The organism is Rossellomorea sp. KS-H15a (assembly GCF_024195245.1).
Classification (GTDB): domain Bacteria; phylum Bacillota; class Bacilli; order Bacillales; family Bacillaceae_B; genus Rossellomorea; species Rossellomorea vietnamensis.
Map to the genome: position 1 here is coordinate 1,408,713 of NZ_CP096886.1, position 20,925 is coordinate 1,429,637.

The 20,925-nt window shown below is 46.9% G+C and carries 25 protein-coding genes and 1 pseudogene; 22 read left to right on the forward strand and 4 right to left on the reverse strand.

Translation table 11 applies throughout. The features are described from left to right. Positions 1-26 precede the first annotated feature (26 nt). Both M1J35_RS07130 and M1J35_RS07135 read left to right on the forward strand, forming a co-directional pair. The gene (locus M1J35_RS07130; RefSeq protein WP_254653203.1) at positions 27-1,280 is read left to right on the forward strand and encodes an MDR family MFS transporter; all 1,254 of its coding nucleotides are present in this window, start codon (positions 27-29) and stop codon (positions 1,278-1,280) included. An 88-nt stretch (positions 1,281-1,368) separates the two neighbouring features. Beyond that, complete coding sequence (locus M1J35_RS07135; RefSeq protein WP_229596982.1) at positions 1,369-1,704, forward strand: NIPSNAP family protein; 336 nt, start codon at positions 1,369-1,371, stop codon at positions 1,702-1,704. 42 nt (positions 1,705-1,746) lie between these two features. Here the strand turns inward: M1J35_RS07135 and M1J35_RS07140 are convergent, their stop codons facing one another. Together M1J35_RS07140 and M1J35_RS07145 are read right to left on the reverse strand one after the other, a co-directional pair. After that, the gene (locus tag M1J35_RS07140; protein WP_254653204.1) at positions 1,747-2,217 is read right to left on the reverse strand and encodes a GNAT family N-acetyltransferase; all 471 of its coding nucleotides are present in this window, start codon (positions 2,215-2,217) and stop codon (positions 1,747-1,749) included. Between the two features lie 12 nt (positions 2,218-2,229). Continuing rightward, positions 2,230-2,745 carry a hypothetical protein gene (locus M1J35_RS07145; RefSeq protein WP_254653205.1) on the reverse strand — a complete coding sequence of 172 codons (516 nt, stop codon included), beginning with the start codon at positions 2,743-2,745 and terminating at the stop codon, positions 2,230-2,232. 148 nt (positions 2,746-2,893) lie between these two features. Between M1J35_RS07145 and M1J35_RS07150 the strand changes: the two genes are divergently transcribed. From M1J35_RS07150 to M1J35_RS07200, 11 genes and pseudogenes are all read left to right on the forward strand, one after another. Next, the gene (locus tag M1J35_RS07150; RefSeq protein WP_254653206.1) at positions 2,894-3,457 is read left to right on the forward strand and encodes a class I SAM-dependent methyltransferase; all 564 of its coding nucleotides are present in this window, start codon (positions 2,894-2,896) and stop codon (positions 3,455-3,457) included. A gap of 10 nt (positions 3,458-3,467) precedes the next feature. Next, positions 3,468-4,154, forward strand: a complete 687-nt coding sequence (locus M1J35_RS07155) for a response regulator transcription factor (RefSeq protein WP_254653207.1) — start codon at positions 3,468-3,470, stop codon at positions 4,152-4,154. Next, positions 4,151-5,221 (forward strand): HAMP domain-containing sensor histidine kinase, encoded by a 1,071-nt coding sequence (locus M1J35_RS07160; RefSeq protein WP_254653208.1) that lies wholly within the window; start codon positions 4,151-4,153, stop codon positions 5,219-5,221. The genes M1J35_RS07155 and M1J35_RS07160 overlap by 4 nt, the downstream gene beginning before the upstream one ends. A gap of 118 nt (positions 5,222-5,339) precedes the next feature. After that, the gene (locus M1J35_RS07165; protein ID WP_229596970.1) at positions 5,340-5,513 is read left to right on the forward strand and encodes a hypothetical protein; all 174 of its coding nucleotides are present in this window, start codon (positions 5,340-5,342) and stop codon (positions 5,511-5,513) included. A gap of 155 nt (positions 5,514-5,668) precedes the next feature. Beyond that, positions 5,669-6,136 (forward strand): annotated as a pseudogene (locus M1J35_RS07170) (GNAT family N-acetyltransferase); the annotation flags it as partial. Positions 6,137-6,148: 12 nt separating this feature from the next. Continuing rightward, the gene (locus tag M1J35_RS07175) at positions 6,149-6,688 is read left to right on the forward strand and encodes a GrpB family protein (protein ID WP_254653698.1); all 540 of its coding nucleotides are present in this window, start codon (positions 6,149-6,151) and stop codon (positions 6,686-6,688) included. Then, a complete protein-coding gene (locus tag M1J35_RS07180; RefSeq protein ID WP_254653209.1) occupies positions 6,685-7,284 on the forward strand; it encodes a hypothetical protein in 600 nt (199 codons plus the stop codon). Before M1J35_RS07175 ends, M1J35_RS07180 begins: the two co-directional genes overlap by 4 nt. A gap of 10 nt (positions 7,285-7,294) precedes the next feature. Then, positions 7,295-7,570, forward strand: a complete 276-nt coding sequence (locus M1J35_RS07185; protein WP_224520970.1) for a hypothetical protein — start codon at positions 7,295-7,297, stop codon at positions 7,568-7,570. Positions 7,571-7,683: 113 nt separating this feature from the next. Further along, positions 7,684-8,031 (forward strand): hypothetical protein, encoded by a 348-nt coding sequence (locus tag M1J35_RS07190; protein ID WP_254653210.1) that lies wholly within the window; start codon positions 7,684-7,686, stop codon positions 8,029-8,031. Positions 8,032-8,164: 133 nt separating this feature from the next. Continuing rightward, complete coding sequence (locus tag M1J35_RS07195) at positions 8,165-8,374, forward strand: hypothetical protein (RefSeq protein WP_254653211.1); 210 nt, start codon at positions 8,165-8,167, stop codon at positions 8,372-8,374. Beyond that, the gene (locus M1J35_RS07200) at positions 8,346-8,738 is read left to right on the forward strand and encodes a DUF3021 family protein (protein WP_254653212.1); all 393 of its coding nucleotides are present in this window, start codon (positions 8,346-8,348) and stop codon (positions 8,736-8,738) included. The genes M1J35_RS07195 and M1J35_RS07200 overlap by 29 nt, the downstream gene beginning before the upstream one ends. Before the next feature lie 225 nt (positions 8,739-8,963). On the opposite strand, the gene M1J35_RS22810 is transcribed toward M1J35_RS07200, so the two are convergent. Further along, positions 8,964-9,266, reverse strand: a complete 303-nt coding sequence (locus M1J35_RS22810; protein WP_279726236.1) for a CotD family spore coat protein — start codon at positions 9,264-9,266, stop codon at positions 8,964-8,966. 244 nt (positions 9,267-9,510) lie between these two features. On the opposite strand from M1J35_RS22810, the gene M1J35_RS07210 reads away from it, so the two are divergent. Both M1J35_RS07210 and M1J35_RS07215 read left to right on the forward strand, forming a co-directional pair. Beyond that, positions 9,511-10,299 carry a hypothetical protein gene (locus M1J35_RS07210; protein WP_254653213.1) on the forward strand — a complete coding sequence of 263 codons (789 nt, stop codon included), beginning with the start codon at positions 9,511-9,513 and terminating at the stop codon, positions 10,297-10,299. 3 nt (positions 10,300-10,302) lie between these two features. Further along, entirely contained in the window at positions 10,303-10,788 is a 486-nt protein-coding gene (locus tag M1J35_RS07215; RefSeq protein ID WP_254653214.1) for an inorganic phosphate transporter, read from the forward strand. A gap of 84 nt (positions 10,789-10,872) precedes the next feature. Here M1J35_RS07215 and M1J35_RS07220 read toward each other — a convergent pair whose 3' ends face one another. Further along, positions 10,873-11,157 carry a DUF4190 domain-containing protein gene (locus M1J35_RS07220; RefSeq protein ID WP_224520963.1) on the reverse strand — a complete coding sequence of 95 codons (285 nt, stop codon included), beginning with the start codon at positions 11,155-11,157 and terminating at the stop codon, positions 10,873-10,875. A 183-nt stretch (positions 11,158-11,340) separates the two neighbouring features. Between M1J35_RS07220 and M1J35_RS07225 the strand changes: the two genes are divergently transcribed. The 7 genes from M1J35_RS07225 to M1J35_RS07255 all read left to right on the forward strand — a co-directional run bounded on the left by M1J35_RS07225 (position 11,341) and on the right by M1J35_RS07255 (position 20,901). Then, positions 11,341-11,811, forward strand: coding sequence for a MarR family winged helix-turn-helix transcriptional regulator (locus tag M1J35_RS07225; protein ID WP_254653215.1), 471 nt, complete (start codon positions 11,341-11,343; stop codon positions 11,809-11,811). Further along, positions 11,808-13,532, forward strand: a complete 1,725-nt coding sequence (locus M1J35_RS07230) for an ABC transporter ATP-binding protein (RefSeq protein ID WP_254653216.1) — start codon at positions 11,808-11,810, stop codon at positions 13,530-13,532. The genes M1J35_RS07225 and M1J35_RS07230 overlap by 4 nt, the downstream gene beginning before the upstream one ends. Beyond that, entirely contained in the window at positions 13,529-15,391 is a 1,863-nt protein-coding gene (locus tag M1J35_RS07235) for an ABC transporter ATP-binding protein (RefSeq protein WP_254653217.1), read from the forward strand. The genes M1J35_RS07230 and M1J35_RS07235 overlap by 4 nt, the downstream gene beginning before the upstream one ends. A gap of 188 nt (positions 15,392-15,579) precedes the next feature. Continuing rightward, a complete protein-coding gene (locus M1J35_RS07240; protein WP_254653218.1) occupies positions 15,580-16,953 on the forward strand; it encodes an MDR family MFS transporter in 1,374 nt (457 codons plus the stop codon). Positions 16,954-17,139: 186 nt separating this feature from the next. Further along, positions 17,140-18,636 carry a spore germination protein gene (locus M1J35_RS07245; RefSeq protein ID WP_254653219.1) on the forward strand — a complete coding sequence of 499 codons (1,497 nt, stop codon included), beginning with the start codon at positions 17,140-17,142 and terminating at the stop codon, positions 18,634-18,636. A gap of 28 nt (positions 18,637-18,664) precedes the next feature. Further along, entirely contained in the window at positions 18,665-19,777 is a 1,113-nt protein-coding gene (locus M1J35_RS07250) for a GerAB/ArcD/ProY family transporter (protein ID WP_224520957.1), read from the forward strand. Continuing rightward, positions 19,774-20,901 (forward strand): Ger(x)C family spore germination protein, encoded by a 1,128-nt coding sequence (locus tag M1J35_RS07255; RefSeq protein WP_254653220.1) that lies wholly within the window; start codon positions 19,774-19,776, stop codon positions 20,899-20,901. Before M1J35_RS07250 ends, M1J35_RS07255 begins: the two co-directional genes overlap by 4 nt. Positions 20,902-20,925: the final 24 nt, after the last annotated feature.

The following is a 20,925-nucleotide window of genomic DNA, read 5'->3' on the forward strand; positions in this document are numbered from 1 at the left end:
ACAGTAAATAGAGGAGGGGGAACAACATGAAGTGGAAGGAATTACCTCAAAACATTAAAGTACGGATGATCACGTCATTCTTCAATCGTGCTGTTTCATCTGCTGTCATGCCTTTCATGGCGCTGTTCTTTGCACAGGAACTGAATAAAATCTGGGCAGGGATCTTCCTGATCGCCACCGTGGTGATCGGATTCTGTGTCAATCTCATCGGGGGATACATATCCGACCGCTTTCCCCGGAAAAAAGTCCTGCTGACAACATCTTGGCTGAATGCCCTGTTCTTTTTCATCATGACGGTCAGTCTTTTTCCAGAAAAGAACCTGATCCTGCTGTTCGCAGGTGCGTATATCGGATTCATCATCACAAGCAGCCTCGGCCGTCCGGCGATGCATGCCATCATCATCGATTCGACCACGCCGGAGAACCGGAAAGCTGTCTACGCGCTGGATTACTGGCTGGTCAATTTGAGTATGGCGATCGGGGCCGCCCTTGGGGGACTCTTGTATTTGAATCATCAAACAGAATTATTCATGATGCTGACCTTTACATCGACGACGATCCCCATTGCGTATGGGATCTGGCTTCAGGACCATTTTAAAGATCAGCTTCAGAAAAAACATGAAAATGTGTTCGTCGATCTCGTCAACAATTACCGGATTGCCTTCAGGGATTCCGCTTTCGTAAAAGTGGTGGCAGGTTCCACCTTCATCTTCGCAGCAGAATTTTCCCTGAACAGCTATATCGGGATCCGCCTGGCAGAAACCTTCAAGGCCGTGAACATCGGGAGTTTCGAAATTGTTGGAGTCAGGATGCTCAGTATCCTGAACATCGAGAACATGCTGCTCGTTGTCTGCCTGACGTTCATCATCAATCGTTATACAGATCGGTTGAATAAGAAGAACGCTCTCTTGATCGGGCTGCTCCTGTATGGGATCGGCTATGTGACCGTCACATCCGCCAACACGTGGTACGTCTTGATCGCCTTCAACCTGATCGCGACAATGGGAGAGCTGATCTACTCACCGATCCGAAACGCAGAGCAGGCGAACATGATCCCGAGCGACAAGCGCGGATCTTACTCAGCATTCTCCAACCTGTCCTTCAGCGGAGCGGACCTCGTGGCACGGTCCACCATCATCATCGGAGCCTTCCTGATGCCAACCATGATGAGTGTCTATATCGGCTTCATCGTCATGCTCGGCACCGTTCTCGTTTACACGGGACTATTTGGCGGAAGTTGGGTGAAAGCGAAGGTATTGGGTGTGAGTGGAGAGAAGTAAGAGGGATGGACCTCTAAATCGTAAATTCCTTTCATGCAAATGGTCGTTTGGAAGGTCCGTCCCTCAACAAAGGAAAGGAGGAATCATGATGATTTACAGAAGAAAAATGTACCGTGTGTCCCCTCGGATTATCGACGATTTTAATGTGCATTTTAATCGAACGCTGTTACCGACCCAGCTGAAATATGGATCCAGGTTGGTGGGGAGATGGATGAAGGAAGAGACCGATGGGGAAGTGGAAGTGTTTGCGATATGGGAATATGACAGTTTTGAAGAGTATGAGAGGATTGAAGCCCTTGTGAGGGGCGACGAGGCACATGTGAAGCGGGTGCAGGATTGGTACGGAAAATGGGGTGGAAGAGAGAACCTGAAAGAGCATTTTTATCGGATCGATCAGGATTTTATCGATTCCACTGTGACGTGATGGAGATGGGGGTCAGACCTTTAAGGCTGACCCTTATTTTTTTCAAAAATCCTTCGCCATAATACTAAATGGATAGTTTTCGCCCCGTATTTCATTTTCGAATGATCCCCGTTTCCGGAACCCTTCTTTTTCATACGTCCGGATCGCCCGTTCATTAAAATCCGCGACGGCCAATTCCAAATGGGAAAACTTCAGCCGTTCACGTCCCTGTTCGATGATCGCTTGCACGAATGCCTGTCCATGTCCCTTTCCTGTCATGGAAGGATTCATCTGTACCCCAAGGACCAGGATGGTTTCACCGTCTTCTTCCACATCATAAAACTCACAATTTCCTACAAGGTTTTCTTTCTCGTCCACGACGGAAAAGGCTCGTTCCAAATGAACGCTCTCTTTCAATCCTTGGATTTTTTCTATTTGGCTATTATTATCGTAAAACGAATAGATTCCGTCATACGTCCACGTGATGAATTCGTTGATATCTTCCTGTGTTCGTCTTCTTATAGTCAATTCCATGCTATTTCTCCCTTAGGAATCCGGCTTCTCCAGCCATGCTTTCACTTTTTTGTCCATTTCTTTTTGTAGTCCCCCGATATCCCCACTGTCCCTCTGTGAGGATTTGACGTACTTCGCCGGGAACATTTTTTCCAAGGAAGACTGGTACATACTGCCGTCTTGCGGTACTGTGTAGTCGGTGACCGAATAGGTGTCGCCATCTTGTTTTAAGCGGATGACTGCAGGAAGGGAATGCCCGGACTGAGCTTCAGTTTCCGTCGCTTGGTTGAATCCCGCGTAATACGACCACATGTAGACGCTCAGTACCCCATCCTTTTCGTTCGTACCATAGACTTTATGGACTTCAAACTGCTTTTCTGTGCCGGCATAGGCTTCAGCGGAATGTTGGACGATATAGTCAGAAATAGCGTCATTGATTGATGGGGTCACATGTTTATCTCCATCTACCAGATTTTTATCCTTTCCAGAACAGGCAGAAAGGAAGAGTATGAGAAAGAGAGTCAGTGCGAATAGCCGTTTTGTCCGCATGGTTATAGCTCCTTAAATTAGATTTGAATTCATTTTACCATAAAATTCCTTGTGATTTCTTAAGAAATCTTAAGAAATTCCACTCCTGATTCTTAAGATTTCACGACTATTCTTCTTATAGAGCATCATGATAAGGAGTGAATGGAACGTGAAATCGACTGCGTTTTTTCTACAATATGTGTTATTTCCACGGAAGACCGGGGCTGTGCTGCCGAGTTCTGACTATCTGGCTGAGAAGATGGTGGAATCCGTCCAATTTCAAACAGCCCGATGTATCGTGGAATACGGGGCGGGTACGGGTGTGTTTACGGAAAAGATCCTGAAGTACCGGAAGCCGGAAACCATCATCCTCGTGTTCGAAAGTAATCAAGCATTTTATGAACTGTTACAAGAAAAGTATGAAAAGGAACCGAATCTCGTCATCTTGAACGATACGGCAGAGAACATAGAGCACTACTTAAAAGTCTATGGGCTCACATCCATCGACTATGTCATCTCGGGATTGCCTTTTGCCAGTTTGCCGAAGCCTGTTTCAAATGCTATCTTAAATAAAACAAGTAAATGGTTGAAAGCAGAAGGAGCGTTCATCACGTTTCAATACAGCCTGCTGAAAAAGGCGCTGTTTGATCAGTATTTCGATGATATTGACGTCACGCGTGAGTACCGCAATGTTCCACCTGCTTATGTGTTATGCTGTCGTAATGAAAAGTGAGGGGATAAAGATGGGGACAAAAATCTTAATCGTGGACGATGATCCGGACATCCGGAATCTGATCTCGGTTTATTTAGAAAATGAAGGGATCGACACCGTGCAGGCTGAAGATGCGATGGAGGCCTTGAAGCTGCTTTCTTCAGAGGTAGTGGACCTGATCATCCTCGATGTGATGATGCCGAACATGAGTGGCATCGATGCCTGCATGAAGATCAGGGAAGAGCGTCAAATGCCGATCATCATGCTGTCGGCGAAATCAGAGGATATGGATAAGATCCAGGGTCTCGCATCCGGGGCTGATGATTATTTAACAAAACCGTTCAATCCCCTTGAACTAACGGCACGGGTAAAGTCCCAGCTCAGACGCTATAGAAGGTATAATGCCGGTACGGAACAGAATCAAAGCACGCTGGAGATCGGGAATCTGACGATTGACACGGGGAACCGTCAAGTATTCGTCGGGGGAAAAGAGGTCAGGCTCACCCCAAAGGAATTTGCGATCCTCGAGCTCCTTGCAAGGAACCGGGGTCAGGTGCTGAGCGTCGGCCAAATCTATGAGGCCGTCTGGAAAGAAGTGTTCCTCAAATCGGATAACACGGTCATGGTCCACATCACCAATATCCGGGATAAGATTGAGGAAGATCCGAAACGGCCGGTGTATATCCAAACCGTATGGGGAGTTGGCTATAAAATATGAGGAAAACGGGTGTCCGGTTAAAGAATTCATTATTCGTCAAACTCCTGGCGGCTGTTGGGATCAGTTTTCTGCTTGCTTATGGGGTACTGGTCCTCATATCCATGGGTCTGCTCCATTTTTATGAACAAAATTATTTAACGGAATTCAGCGTGGCAGGTTACAATCTTGCCCTTCTTTTTGTCATTGTCGTATTTGTGGCGGCATTCTTGCTACTTGTACGAAAACGAATGATGTACTTGAAACAGATTACAGATTCTGTCCACGAGATGGCGAACGGTGAGCTTGGACTCACCATTGATATTCAAGGGCAGGACGAATTAAGCAAGCTTGCACAGAATATCAATTATCTGTCAACAGAGCTTGAAAGCAAGTTTGAGTATGAACGGCAGCTGGAACTTTCGAAGAATGAACTGATCGCGAACGTTTCTCACGATTTGCGTTCGCCACTCACGTCCATCATCGGATATTTGGATTTATTGAGAAAGGGGAACTATACGGAGGGGCAGCTTTCGGACTATCTTGAGACGTCGTACGGCAAATCCAAGCGTCTTGAATCCCTCATCAATGAACTCTTTGAATATACCCACTTATCAAGCCCGGACGTGTCGTTGGATGTTCATGAAGTGGAGCTTGCCGGATTACTGGAACAGGTGATAGGAGAATCCGTCCCCATGTTTGAAAACGAACAGCTGAAGATCGTAAAGGCCATCCCACATCACGAAATACCTGTCAGGGTGGATGTGGAAAAAATGGTGCGCGTGTATGAGAATCTGTTGATGAATGCCCTGAAATACAGCCTGAAACCTTCAGATATATACATTTCTTTGAAGGTGGAGAATGAAATGGCTGTCCTGAAGATTTCAAACCGGACAGACGCTCCTCCAGAGACAGATCTTGAAGCGTGGTTTGAACGGTTTTATACAGGGGACAGGGCTAGAAGAAATCACAGGGGTACTGGACTGGGGCTTTCGATTTCCCAGAGGATCATGGAATTGCACGGGGGGTGTATCCGTGCAGAATATAAGGAAGGATGGATCACGTTCATCGTGGAACATCCAATGGCATAACGGCTTGTGGAGTGAATTCCATGGGTCTTTTTTTGTTCGCTGAATTCTTATTTTTTCCTTTTTTTACAATTAAATCTATGGTATCTTCGAGTATAGTGATTGAAAAGGAGATATGCCCATGTCCACTGGAATCATGGCCTTACTTACAACGTTGATCTGGCTTGTCGCCATTCAAGAGTTTCAAAAGCCTGAACGAAAACAGAATAACCGAATCATCATCCTTTCTACGGCGGCAGGTTCCTTGCTTACATTGGTTTTGACGATTTCGCTTTTTCAGAGTCTTTCTTTTTAAGGCAGGGAACTTAATTTGATTCAGGATGACAGGAGTTCCATAAGGGATTTCTGTTTTTTTTGTGAGTGAGCTCCAAAGCCTTACCACCGCAAATGGTTTCTCGAAATGGAAGCATGGGAACCGTCCCCTTGCTTCCCAAAAAGGGGAGAGAACAGATGAACATCGTTTCACTGGAAGAATTACCGCAAGAGAAGGTCACCGATTTTTTTCACCAGCATTGGGGAAGTCCTAAGATGGTGATTTCAAGCGGGGTTTATGATTGTGCTTCGTTAGACGGCTTTGCCGTTTTGAATAAAGATAACCGAATCACTGGTTTGATTACATATGTGTATAAAGACACCGAATGCGAGATTATTTCACTTGATAGTTTGGAAGAAAAGAAAGGGATTGGCACCTCGCTTATGAAAGAAGTGGAAAAGGAGGCTGCCGAAAACGGATGTAAGCGCATCACATTGATTACGACGAATGACAATCTGCTTGCATTGAAATTTTACCAAAAGAGGGGCTTCAGGATATCGATGATCCACCGGGATGCCGTGGAAAAAGCAAGACGGATCAAGCCTGAGATTCCGTTGATCGGGAATGACGGGATACCAATCAGGGATGAGATTGAATTGGAGAAGGGGTCACAGGTTATGGAAAATAGTCATTGGCCAAAATGGGCCGTGGAGTCGATTGAGGTGGTACCTCCGAATCCGGATTGGATCGAGTCAGGAAGAGCGGAAGTGAAGGAACTCATGAAGCGTTTGAGTCCCTATGGTGTCAAAGAAGTCGAGCATGTGGGGAGCACGTCGATCCACGACCTTCCGGCGAAACCGATCATTGATGTGATGGCGAAGATTCCATCCTTTCATGAAGTGGAAGAAGTTGCGGGAAAGCTTGCGGAGGATGATTGGCATTATGTGCCGGTGGAGCTTGATGACCGTCCGTGGAGAAGGTTTTTTATAAGGGTTGAACATGATAAGCGTGTCGCTCATCTGCATCTCATGCTGGAAGGGGAACCGCGGTGGGAACAGCAGCGGCTATTCAGGGAGCGGTTGAACGCCAACCCTGCTATGAGGGAAGAATACGCAGAGTTAAAAAAAAGTCTGGCGAACCAATTCCCTGACGACCGGGAAGCGTATTCGGACGGGAAAGCAGGATTTATAGAGAGAGTATTGGGGGAAGAAAATTGAAGAAACGAATGCTGATGATTATGATCCTCGCCACAGGATTCCTGTTGATGGCCTGCAGCGGTGGCAAGCCGCAGGTTGTGGAAGAGGCACAGCCGGAAAAGGAAAGCGAAGACGCAACGGCAGTAACGGATGAAGAAATCGATTCGGTGGATTTGGGAGAAGTTACTGGACAAGAACAAGTGCAAGAAGAATCGGACACTACGAAGGATCCACTTGCTACCTACCCTTCAGAAAAAATCGAATATGCCCGCGTTTGGCTGCAGATGATTGGGAAAGGGGACGTAGAAGAACTGAACGTGCAACACATTTCAGCCGGAGAGCAGCTGAATCCTTATGATGACAAGAGCGTCGCCTATCCGGAAGACGTCATCGTGTTAACAGGCAAAGCGTCGGCTGACGGAACCGTCACCTATAGCGGCAACGGCGACGGCACGATCAATGTGTACGATGTGCCATCACACTGGCCGAGCAGTGAGCAGATCGAGGAGTCGATGGAAGAGTATACGCAAGGGATTGTAGATGATGCGGAGAAGGTTTCGGTTGATGCAGGGGATGAGGAAGAGGTTGTTGGGTTGATCGGGAAAATTAGTGGATAGGAGGATCATATTGAAGAAAGAAGCTTCAGCAAAAAATTGGAATACTTTTCGGAACATCACTCTGGTTATCATCCTGTTCATTTTTGTAAGGTATTTATTCGATGAAGATCCAACAAATGACCGCATTGGGTGGTCAGTGATGATTGTTTTTTGGATTTCTAAGGGGTTGTTTGATGCGATTGAAGATAAAAGAAATGGCAATAAGAAGTCAATGGTCGCTAATATTGTCTTTGTTATTGGTGGCTTTGGTGTCCTGCTTTGGCAGGGAATGAAAGTGATCTTTTAGCTTCTGAGGGACGGACCTCGTCAGTAAGGTTCTTAGGAATTAATCTTGTTGACGGATGATTCTCATACAGATGGGGGATTCTCCTTAATAGGAACGGAAAGAGGAGTGGACGTATGGAATTAGACAGCAAGAAGTTAAAAGAAAAGACACGTGCAGCCATGCATAAGTTAAAGGATAATGTGAAAGGGTCGTACTATTCGATGGCCGATATCCCGTCATCGTCCGTACAGGAGCTTGCGGTTTTTATTCAGCTGAATCCTGAGTCCCACGTAACGAAGAAGAATCTGCTGGGGAACTCATTTTCCTTTTTCAGACTAAACCTGGACAGGCATGATTTCTACCTGGAAACCAGGGCTGGCCGTATTTTGCATCTGGATGGATCGAAAGATGGAAAGAGATTCGTTTCCTATCGGTCCTACCGGGATGCAGACGATTTACATTCCCCGGTGAAATTGAGTTGAGGTTTGGAAGGTAGGCTTTCTTATGGAAGAGGGCCTATTTTTTGTTCTGAAGAGGGACGGACCTTCTTGAATATGAAACTTTTTACAGTTCGATTTCGTATCTAGAGTAAAAGCTAATAGGAGGAATCCTTTTATGAACTATTACAAAAATAAGCGTTACTGGATCCTCATGCCACCATTTCTTTTAACAACATTGGGACTTTTCTTTATCCTTCCTGAGGATAAATGGGGTTATCCTTTTGTGGTCGTGATCGCGTTTTGGATTACGTATTATGCTTGGAATGACTATACTTTGAAGAAGAGCGAGGAAACCGATGAATCTACTGAAAAAAGGATTAATTAGAGGTCTCATCCCGTTTATTCTTTTTACCGTCACTTCGCTGATATGGATGCAATTCGAAGGGGCATCAACCATTTCAAAGAGTCTCTTATTTTACGGCCTGATCGCTTTTTTCCTTGGATTGGCGAGCATCATTTATGAAGTGGAACGATGGCGCTTCATTCACCAGATTTTGGTTCATTATCTGGTCATGCTGGTGACGGTTTTCCCGACGTTACTGCTGAGCGGTGCGTACCCCGTGGATTCTATCAGGGATATAGCTAGGGTATATTTCCTTTTTAATCAGATGGGGTTGATTTTATTTTTCAGTACCTATTTTTTGTTTAAATGGAGGAATCGGGCGTATATGAGGGAACAGAATGAATAGAAAAGTAGCTTTAACTATTCGACACGGGGGCATGATGATTGGTTTTCCCGCATGAATGAAGTGAACCCCGCTTGATTTTTTTGTGAACCGCATGAGGATTCCAAATCCTGCACGTATAGTTCCACTCCCACATGAATCTGGAAGCAAAAGAACCGTCCCCTTGCTCCTTTTTTATGTAGAAAAGCTGTCCGGAATGCGGGACAGCTTTACAGAGAGGGTCGTTTATTACCAAAATCTCCGATGCCTAGGTCTTGGCGGACATGGTGCACAGACATGTTCGCAGGACGTAGATTGTACGACGGATTGGGTGTGCGGGAATGAATGGATGTATTTATAGTGAGTGTGTTGCACCTGAGTGGTGTGGCTAGGGTGGACCATCGGGATTTGAACTTCCTGGTTTTGATTTTCTGTGAATTGTTTCACAGGGCTATATTGGGCTGGCATCACCTGTGTAGGCATCTGCATGGCAGGAGATACTTGTGGATATCCGCATTGACCGGAGTGACAGTTTTGTTGACCTTTGTACATTTGGTTACCTCCTCTATTTTTTTATTGTTCTTCCATATTAGTGTAAGCAGGACAAACATGGAATGATTGTGTGTTAACCTAGCTTCTTGTCTAAAGAGTGGATGGAAGCACAAGAACCGTCCCTTTGCTCCCTCTTATAGAAGAGGGCTATTTTTTTATAATGATGGTGCATGACGGAAACCCTAAGTATAAATCGCGACTCTAAGGAAAAAACTAGAAAAACGTCTTATTCAAAAGGTGACCCATGCAAAATTACTCGAACGACAACACCGCCAGAAGGTACCGGGCTCATGTAAGTCTTCTGGGTACCACTCAAATCCATCTTCGGAACCCCTACATCATTGCCTGGTGGAGTGCGGCCTTTCCGGGATTCGGGCATCTTCTACTATCGAAGTATCTCAGGGGGTTTGTTTTGGTTATTTGGGAAGTGTTTGTCAATATCCAAGCGAATGTGAACCTGGCGATGATCTATTCTTTTCAGGGAGAAATCGAGAAGGCAAAGGATGTTTTGGACACACAATGGTTGTTGATTTACATACCTGTTTACATCTTTGGTGTTTGGGACAGCTACCGGACGACGGTAGATCTGAATAATGTATTTATTTTGGCCGATCGTGAAGAACACCGGTTTAATACCTTCAGTATCGGTGCATTGGAGATTAATTATCTGGACAAGCGAAATCCGATCATGGCTGTGATTTGGTCGCTATTTATCCCAGGTCTGGGACAGCTTTACCTCCATCGGATTGTGACGGCATTTTTTGTCATCGTTTGGACTGTGGTGTTTTTTTACTATTCTCACGGTCTTGAAGCGATTTCCCTTTTATTTCTAGGCAAGATTGGGGAGTCGACGGCTGTACTGGATGCGGAATGGCTGTTGTTTTTTCCTTCTTTGTATGGTTTCTCCATTTATGATTCCTATGTGAACACGGTTGAAAATAATAAGTTGTACGAAAAGGAACAACGAAAATATTATTTGGAAAATTACCAGTCCCCCTCGTTTCATGTATTAAAAGGACAGAAGGTGAAGTAAACGATGCAGCTCTTCTCAACATTCGAGCACACCATTCACATCGAGTTGGCAGTTGCCACGTTGGAGAAAAAAGGTATACCGCAAGAAAACATCTTTGTGGTTCCCCTGGATAATATGAAGGAAGAACGAAAGATATTTGACACACTGGAGAGGTCAGATGGCACGTCGTTGATCGATATTGGAGCCGCCTTGTCGACGGCTTTTGCCGTGATTGGCGCCAGTATCGGGTTTGAACTGGCATGGGGACCGATTTACTGGGGACTTATTGGGGCTGCGGTCGGATTTCTGGTTGGATTCGCCATTCGCCTTTTTACAGAGCTCGTTTTGAAAAAGAGAAGAAGAGTGCTGAAAGGCTTTCACTCCGAACTCATCATGATCGTGGACTGCAAAGAGAATGAAGGAGAACTGGTCGAAAACATCCTGTTCCGCCACTTTGCTATGGGGGTAGCGAAGGTGAAGCAGGGGGACGGTTCTTCTGCTTCCAGCTAATCTCCGGAAACCCCCGATGATGTTCGATCCTCCACCAGGAAAATAACAAAGGGAACGCCCCAATAAGGAGGTTCCCTTACCTTCTCAAGAAGCGATCATACTCGAAAATGTCATATAGGACATGACCACCCAGCAGATGGAGAATACAATGCCCGTCAGACTAAAAATGACCCCTAACATGGCCAGATGCTTCCCCTCCTGGCCATTCTGTTTGACTTCAAGCCGCCCGATCAACCCCAATGTAAACCCCATCAGACCGAGAATCGCCCCCGCCATAGGAAAAATCACCATCACAACGGACAAGATCCCCAGTAAGATAGACGCCACCGCTTTTCCATTCAAGCCTTTCCTCTCTAGCTCATGATTCATTCCTCACTCCTCCTTATGAAAAAGTATATGAATCCACCATGGTAAAAGGTGAGGGACGGACCTCCGCACTCTTCCACATTTTGTCGAATCTCTCCCTTTGACTATCTCCGGCAAATGGAATAGACTAAGATAGTTCCATTATGAACAGTTCATTATATTAACCATTAGAAATGAGGGCATATCATGGGGAATCAGCAGATCACTCCTGCACTGCAATTATTGCGCTCCTTTTCACGGGTGAATAAGACGATGATGCGGTTCGTTCAGAAAACGGCTGCAGACAACGGCTTATCCGTCCCTCAATATACGATATTGGTGACGATCGCCCCTGAGCGAGAGCTGACTCAGAAGACGATCGGGGAGAGGACGTTCCTGCCGAAAAGCACGCTTAGTCAAGCAGTCGATGGGCTGGTTCAGGCAGGATTCCTCCACCGGCAGCAGGTGGAAGACAATCGCCGGGAAATGCTTCTTTCCCTCAGCCATCAGGGGGAGGCGATGTTAAAAGGCATCCACAAGCAGGAAGGCAGCATTCATCAGCTGACGGCCGGGGCCGTCGAAACGTTGTCCGAAGAAGAGTTCGCCGGACTTCTGGAGGCCCATGAGAGGATTGCCGACTATTTTGATAAAAAAGGGATAGAGGAGGATGCGACATGATTAAGCTCTTGAAACACTTATCCACATATAAATGGATGGTCGTAGGGATCTTCGTATTGATCTTCATTCAATCCATGTCGACCCTTTACTTACCGACCCTCATGTCTGACATCATCGACAAAGGGGTCGTCGTCGGGGACATCCCGTATATATGGAAGATTGGCGGGTTCATGCTCGTCGTTTCAGCTCTCGGTGCGGTGGCCTCCATCGTTGCGAGCTACTATTCTTCTAAAGCAGCCGTCGGGTTGGGACGCGATGTCCGTCGCAAGCTTTTCTATCATATTGAAAAATTTTCGCTCCAGGAATTCGATGAAGTGGGGACGGCATCCCTCATTACGAGAACGACGAATGATATCACCCAGGTGCAGCAGGTTGTGATCATGCTGCTCCGGATGATCATCAGTGCGCCGATCATGCTGGTCGGCGGGATCATCATGGCGGTGTTGATGGATGCGAAGCTATCCCTCGTCATCATCCTGACGATGCCGGTATTGGTCGGGTCAATCCTTTTGATCCTTTATAAAGGGATTCCATTGTTCCAGACCGTCCAGAAAAAGCTCGATCAATTGAATCTGGTGCTTCGTGAGAACTTGACCGGTATCCGCGTCATCCGTGCCTTCAACCGTGAACCGGAAGAGAAGGAGCGACTGAAGCGGACGAATCATGAACTGACGGACGTATCGATTAAAGTTAATAAAATCATGGCCTTCATGATGCCTGTGATGATGCTCGTCATGAATATGACCGTCGTCGCCGTCATCTGGTTCGGCGGCATCCGGATCGATAACGGCGGGATGCAGATCGGGGATTTGATGGCGTTCATTCAATACGTCATGCAGATCATGTTTGCTCTGGTCATGGCGTCCATGATGTTCGTCATGGTGCCACGTGCTGATGTGTCGGCGAAGCGGATCAACAAAGTGCTTGAAATGACGCCTTCTTTTAAAGATAACGGAACGAAAGCAGCAGACGTTCAACAGGGTACCCTCGAGTTCGATTCTGTCACGTTTCACTATCCGGGTGCAGAAGAGCCTGCCCTGTCGGATGTCAGTTTTACCGCGAATCCCGGTGAGACGACGGCCATCATTGGTGGGACCGGTTCAGGTAAAACGACGCTCATCAATCTCATCCCCCGATTTTATGAGATCGCGAGCGGCACGATCCGGGTCAATGGTGTGGACATCAGGGAAGCTTCCCAGGAAGAAATCCGGTCGAAGCTTGGACTTGTGCCTCAGAAAGCGACTCTTTTTACCGGCACAATTGCAGAAAATATCCGCTTCGGAAAAGAAGAGGCGAATGATGAAGAAGTGGCGGAGGCAGCCCGGATCGCCCAGGCGGAAGAATTCGTCAGCCGGATGGACGGGGGATTTCAGGCAGAAATCGAACAGGGTGGATCGAATCTCTCCGGAGGTCAGAAACAGCGCTTGTCGATTGCTAGAGCCCTGGTCCGGAAACCGGATATCTATTTATTTGACGACAGTTTCTCAGCCCTCGATTACAAAACCGATGCCAGGCTCCGTGCTGCATTGAAACAGGAAACCGTTGATGCAACGGTGCTCATCGTCGCCCAACGGGTCAGCACGGTGATCGATGCCGACCAGATCATCGTGTTGGATAAAGGGGAAGTGGCCGGGATCGGGACTCATCGTGAGCTCCTTGACACCAATGCAGTGTACCAGGAAATCGTCGCATCACAGCTTTCAGAGGAGGAATCGGCATGAGTAAGGAACGTAAACCTCAAAGAGGCGGAGGTCACGGAGGAGGATTCGGTCCAGGGGGCGGCAACATGATGATGATGGGGCAGAAGCCGAAGAATTTCAAGAGCACCTTGAAACGGCTCCTCGGTTATCTTAAGCCGCGCCGCGGACAGTTGATCGCTGTTCTTTTTGCCGCCATCTTAAGTACCGTCTTTGCCATCATCGGCCCGAAGATCATGGGGAACGCCATCACGGAATTATTCGAAGGCGCCTATGCGAAGTTCAAAGGAGTGCCCGGTGCAGGGATCGACTTTGAAAAAATCGGTGAGATCCTGCTGCTGCTTGCCGGACTCTATGTATTCAGCAGTGTGTTCAATTTTGTCCAACAATATATTATGTCGAGTGTCGCCCAGTTGACGGCGTATGACTTGAGGGAAGATGTGAATCAAAAGATCGAGAAGCTTCCACTGAAGTATTACGATGGCCGTGCGAACGGGGAGACCCTTAGCCGGATGACGAATGATATCGATACGATCAGCAGTACGCTGCAGCAAAGTCTGACCCAGTTCATCACGTCGATCGTGACGATTGTCGGGATCATCATCATGATGCTATCGATCAGTCCACTATTGACGTTGATTTCCGTGGTAAGCTTACCGGTTTCCGTCTTTGCCATCCGACCGATCTTGAAGCGGTCCCAGAAGCATTTTGCCGATCAACAGCGGACCCTCGGTCAACTGAACGGCCATATTGAAGAAATGTTCACGGGACATCAAGTCGTGAAAGCATTCGGCCATGAGAAGAAGGCCGGTGCCGAGTTTGATTCTGTGAACGATGAACTGTATGAAGCGGGAAGCAAAGCCCAGTTCATTTCAGGGATCATCATGCCGATCATGATGTTCATCGGAAACATCAGCTATGTGCTTATCAGTGTCGTCGGCGGGATCCTCGTGACGAATCGGGCGATTTCCATCGGGGATATCCAGGCGTTCATCACGTATACTCGCCAGTTCACCCAGCCGATCACCCAGACGGCAAATATCGCGAATATCATCCAGTCAACGGTGGCAGCGGCGGAACGGGTATTCGAGCTATTGGATGAGGAAGAAGAAGTGAAAGAAGAAACCGTGGCGCACTTATCCCGTCCGGAAGGCGAGGTTGCGTTTGAACATGTGGACTTCGGATATGGGGAGAATTTGTTGATCAACGATATGAACATTCATGTGAAGCCCGGCCAGACGGTTGCCATCGTCGGTCCGACGGGAGCCGGGAAAACGACCCTGATCAATCTGCTCATGCGATTCTATGAATTGAATGATGGGAAAATCAAGATCGACGGCATCGACACGAGGTCCGTCCCTCGAAGTGAATTGAGAAGGAGCTTCGGGATGGTGCTGCAGGATACGTGGCTGTTTAAGGGGACGATCCGGGAAAATATTGCGTACGGAAAGACGGGTGCGACAGAAGAGGAAATCATGCAGGCGTCCGAGATGGCCCATTCGGATCATTTCATCCGTACTCTTCCCGAAGGTTATGATACAGTCCTGAATGAGGAAGCATCGAATATTTCTCAAGGACAGAAGCAGCTGATCACCATCGCACGGGCGATCCTTGCCGATCCTCCGATCATGATTCTGGATGAAGCGACCTCAAGCGTCGATACCCGTACCGAGCTATTGATCCAGCAAGCCATGAACCGATTGATGGAAGGCAGAACAAGCTTCGTCATCGCTCACCGACTGTCGACGATCAAGGATGCGGATCTGATTCTCGTCATGGATCAGGGATCTGTCATTGAACAGGGGACGCATGCAGAATTGCTCAGACAGAACGGTTTCTATGCAGATCTGTATAATAGTCAGTTTGGGGAAGTGGCTGGATAAGAAGCATGGGGAAGCATGGGGACGGTTCTCCTGCTTCCTGTTATCATAATCGATTATCAGGAAGCAAAGGAACCGTCCCTCTGCTTCTTTCATGTTAAAATAGATGTGTGATAGTGTTTTTCGCTTAATAGTAAAGACTCTTAGTCTAGTATTTCGGGAATTTACATACAAGAGAGGGACCAGACAAAATGAATCAAGAAACCAAACAAAAATCCGTTGTCTTTGCTCTATTAATTGCCACGTTCCTGACCGCCATCGAAGGAACGATCGTCAGTACGGCCATGCCGAAGATTGTGGAGGATCTGGGCGGGAGTGAGCTGTACACGTGGGTCATCTCGGTCTATTTATTAGCGATTGTCATCAGTACACCCGTCTTTGGAAAACTCGCAGATTTATTCGGGAGAAGAATCATGTTCACGATCGGGGTCAGCATCTTTCTGATCGGCTCCATGCTCTCCGGGTTATCACAATCCATGGAGCAGCTCGTCCTGTTTCGTTTGATCCAGGGAATCGGGGCGGGGGCACTCACCACCCTGCCGTTTACGATCATCGGGGATGTGTTCACATTTGAAATGCGGGCAAAGATGCAGGGGTGGATGAGCAGCGTCTGGGGAATAGCCGGCATCACTGGTCCCCTAGCAGGCGGGTTTATTGTCGATACGATTTCATGGCATTGGATCTTCTATATGAATCTGCCATTTGGTATCGTCTCACTGTTCCTATTATGGACGTCGTTAAAGGAAAACATCGAAAAGAAGAAGCACAAAATCGATTACAGCGGGATATTCACGTTTGCCATCAGTATTACTGCTTTTCTGTATGCGTTGACTCTCCTTAAGGAACAAAATCATATGACAGGTGGAATACTCACATTGCTCATTGTGGCGTCCGCTGGAATCAGTCTGTTTCTCTGGATTGAATCAAAGGCGGAAGAACCGATGCTTCCGCTGACGCTGTTTAAGAATCGCTTTATCACGATTTCGACGATTGCCGGCTTTTTGCTCGGCTTCATTCTGGTTGCGGTCACGTTCTATATCCCTTTATGGGTTCAGGGGGTCACCGGTTTAAATGCCACCCTTTCCGGAGTGACCATGCTGCCGATGTCCATCACCTGGCCTCTCGCTGCTGTGCTGTCAGGAAGGTTGATGGCCAAAACCTCCATAGGGAAAATCACGGTCATGGGCATTTCCGTCATTACGGCGGGTTGTCTCGGTTTGGTCTTATTCCATGCCGATACGACCGTTCCCCTTATGATGGTGGTCACGGCGATGATCGGCTTTGGCTTCGGATTGTCCCTGACCGCTTTCACGGTGGCCGTTCAATCTTCTGTTGAATGGAAGATCCGGGGCGCTGCCATGGGAACGTTCAACCTCATGCGGAACCTCGGCCAATCCATCGGTATTGCGGTTTCCGGCCTGTGGCTGAGTGATCAGCTGAGCGGCCATGTATTAGAGTCAAGCCTCCATACCGTGTTTATGATTTTAGTCATACTCGGCATATGTGCCATAGTAACAGCGGGAGTGCTCCTCGGTGAGAAGGGGAAAGAGCTTTCTTTGAATTAGAGGGACGGACCTCCTTTTTCGAGATTCATAGGAATGTGGATAACATAGACTACTCATGAGGGAAAATCATATCTGATGTCTGACCGGCTAATGGGTCAGGCATCTTTTTTATGCCCGCAAAGAAGGAGTATATTTCCATCGGGATAAGACCATGATGGTACTACTACTTCACGGGAGGGGCTACATATGTTCTTTAGCAGGAAACAAAGAAGTCCCGGGGAAACCGGAGGCGAAACAGAACCAAAGCCGGACCTTCCCATTTCAAGTTCAGGTGAGTCTTTTACGAAAGAAATAAAAGCTGTGTTTCATGAAAGCGCAGATCTTATCATGATGAATCCGAGGCCAGGCGTGACCTTCATTTATTTCGATATGCTGATTGACAAAACGATGTTAAACCGTGACATCATCAGTCAACTGGGTGGGGAAGAACTTACACCCGACGAATTGAAAAAGAAGTTGAATGTCGGAAATATAGAGCTTCAGAACCAGGTGAATCCATGTGTCAGCAGCCTTCTCGGCGGAGCGGTACTGATTCATCTTGAAGGGTATCCAAGTGCAGTGGCCGTGAATATCCGTTCAGGAGACAGCCGTTCCTTGGCAAAGCCTGAAAATGAATCCATCGTCATCGGGCCACAGTTGGGATTCAATGAGAGTTTATCTACGAATATTTCGCTTATCCGGAGATATCTTGTGAACCCCAACTTATGTAATAAATCCATCACGTTGGGCAAGCAAACCCATACGGCCGTTTCCCTCTTATACATAGAAGGGGTTGCCTCGGAACAAATGGTGCAGACCGTAACGGAACGTATTTCCAATATTAAAATAGACGGAGTACTGGATAGTTCCCTTTTGATGCAATTGATCGAGGATAATAGTTTGAGCATTTTTCCACAGTTGATCTTGACCGAGCGTCCGGATCGGGCCTGTTCCTGGCTCCTGAATGGAAAGGTCGTCATTTTGGTGGATGGAAGTTCGTTGGTCATTGGATGCCCCCAATCCTTTGTTGAGTTCTTCCAAAGTATGGAGGATCAGAATGTAAAGTGGCAGGTCGCATCTTTTTTACGCATTCTCCGGTTCATTGCTATGGTGCTGTCGGTCTTTTTTACAGCAATCTATGTTGCTTCATTGACGTTTCACTATGAGATCATTCCGCAGCCCCTACTGATTCCGTTGAGTGAATCCCGTTCGAGGGTCCCATTTCCACCGATCATCGAAGCCTTGTTATTGGAGTTTATCATCGAATTGCTGAGGGAAGCGGGAGCCCGTCTGCCGACGAAAGTGGGACAGACCATGGGTATCGTAGGAGGTATCGTCATCGGGACGGCTGCTGTGCAAGCGGGGTTCACCAGTAACATCCTGATTATCATCGTGGCTCTCGGGGCGTTGGCTTCCTTCACCACACCAAGCTTCATGATGGGGAATGTGATTCGCATCATTCGATTCCCGATCATTATTTTGGCAGGGTTCTGGGGATTTTATGGGACGATGTTTGCTTTTTGTTTCTTACTGATTCATCTCTTGAGACAAACAAGCCTGGGGAGCCCGTTTCTTGCGCCTTTTTATCCTGTGCGGATCAGGGATTGGGCGGACAGTATCTTCAGGCTGCCCCTTAAATATACGTCAAAACGTCCTTATCAGGCCAGGCCATTGGACTCCAGTAAGTACGATGGAGATGAATGAGGCCAGTTAAAGGAGATGGGAGGGAGCTATGAAGATTCACGTACACCCACAACCACAATCACTTCTCAATGCTTTCATGGTCATGTTCATCATCCATTCTGTCCAATTGGGAGTTGGGGTGCAGGGGTTTCAGCGGATTATTTATATGGATGCAGGGCACGATGCCTGGATTTCTGTCGCTCTTTCCGGGGTGGTGACCTGTATCATCGGCTTTATCATGGTGAAAACCCTGAACTACTATGAGAGCTCGGATCTATATGGGATCCAGCGGGATGTATACGGGAAATGGCTGGGCACCTGCATGAACGCACTCTACATCTTTTATTGTATGGGCTCCTTCCTGGTCGTTATGCGAAATTATATTGAAGTATTGCAAGCATGGGTGTTTCCGGAAGTACCGACCTGGTTCCTTAGTCTGACTCTCATGATGCTCGTGCTATATGGGGTACTGGGAGGCTTTCGCATTATTGCAGGCGTTTCGTTCTTCAGCGTGTTCCTGTCCTTATGGCTCTTGGGTCTGCTGGGGTATCCCCTTCAATTCAGTCATTGGTCCAACCTGCTGCCCATCCTTGAATCCAATGCAACTGACATCCTGAAAGGTACTTATTCCATGACCTTTACCGTCATCGGTTTCGAACTCATTTATTCGTTTTATCCTTTTATAAAAGAGAAGAAGAAGGTCCAAATGTACATGCAAATCGGATTACTTTATACTTCTCTTCTTTATGTTGCTATCATGCTCGTTACTCTAAGCTATTTCAGCGGAGGTCAATTGGAGCGGACCATCTGGGGGACACTCTCCCTGTTTAAAATCGTCCGGCTGCCTTTTATTGAACGATTTGAGTATGTGGCGATCACCTTCTGGATGCTCCTGATCCTGCCTAACTTGATGCTGTACCTCTGGTCGGCTTCCAGAGGATTGACACGCATGTTCGGTGAAAAAAGGAGAAGGGGCTTTATTTTGGCATTATCCTTTATTTTATTTGGCTGTATTCAGCTGTTTGTGACCAGACAGCAAATCAATCAGTTGAATAATGTTTTTGCCCAGCTTGCCTTCTTCGTGGTCTATTGTTATCCAGTCTTCTTGTTTCTTATTGTATGGCTGAAGAAAAAAGTCTTTCGAAAAGAGGTGAAATCATGAAGTGGCCTTTCATCATGACGCTTTCCCTCGTCTTCCTTCTCATCCTCACGTCGTGTGCAGAAACCAGTACGCTTGAGAAAATTGGGATGATCACGACGGTGGGATATGACAAAGGAGAAGGTGAAAAGATCAATACGACGACATTGATCCTTGAGACGGATCCGCAATCGATGGATAGTACAAATGTGATTTCAAGTCGGTCGTTAACCAGTAAAGGAGCAAGAATCGAAAGCAATCTGAAATCTCCCAAGAAGCTTGAGTCAGGTCAGCTCCGTGTGGCATTGTTCGGAGAGGATGTGGCGAAAGATGGTTTAATCAACCTGGCCGATACGTTTTCCCGGGATCATTCCATCAGTGATTTAACATTCCTCGCTATAGTAGAAGGGAATGCAGGCGATCTCTTAAAGCATAAGTATCCCCAGTTTTCTGATGCCGGCCAATATGTATATAAGGAAATTGAGCAAAACATAAGAGGGGAAGTCATCCCTTCACCCACCCTTCATGAGACGCTTCATGATTATTATTCGATTGGAGTGGACCCTGTATTGCCCTTATTGAAATTAGAGGATGAAATGATCAATATTACCGGCATGGCGTTACTGAAAGGAGACAAGATGGTGGGGAGGATTTCCCCGAGTGACAGCTTCTATGTCAAACTGGTGAGTGACCGGTTTAAAGCGGGGAGTTTCGAGATCACTTTTAAAAATGGGGAGAAAGAACCGCTCATGCCCTCACTCCCCCCATCAACGGATATTGCGATTGCCCTGGATACAATTAGAAGCAAAAGTAATATTGAATTAATCGATCCCGCCTCCTTGGACTTCGACCTTAATATCCATATCAATGCGCGCTTGCAGGAAATCAATCGGGACATTGATTTAAAGGAAAACAAAAACCTGGATTTGATTGAAAAAAAACTCAGTAAAAAAATCACTAAAGAAATCGATCAGCTCATCAAGTATTCACAGTCCAAACAATCGGACGTATTTGGCTTTGGTGAAGAATACCGAACAAAAGAATCTCATTCCGACCTGACGGATGAGAAATGGCATGACATGTATAAGGACATTAACGTAAAAGTAAACACAGAATTCGTCATCATAAGGACCGGTGTGGTGGAGTAGAAAGGTGGAAGTTCCCGTCCTCTG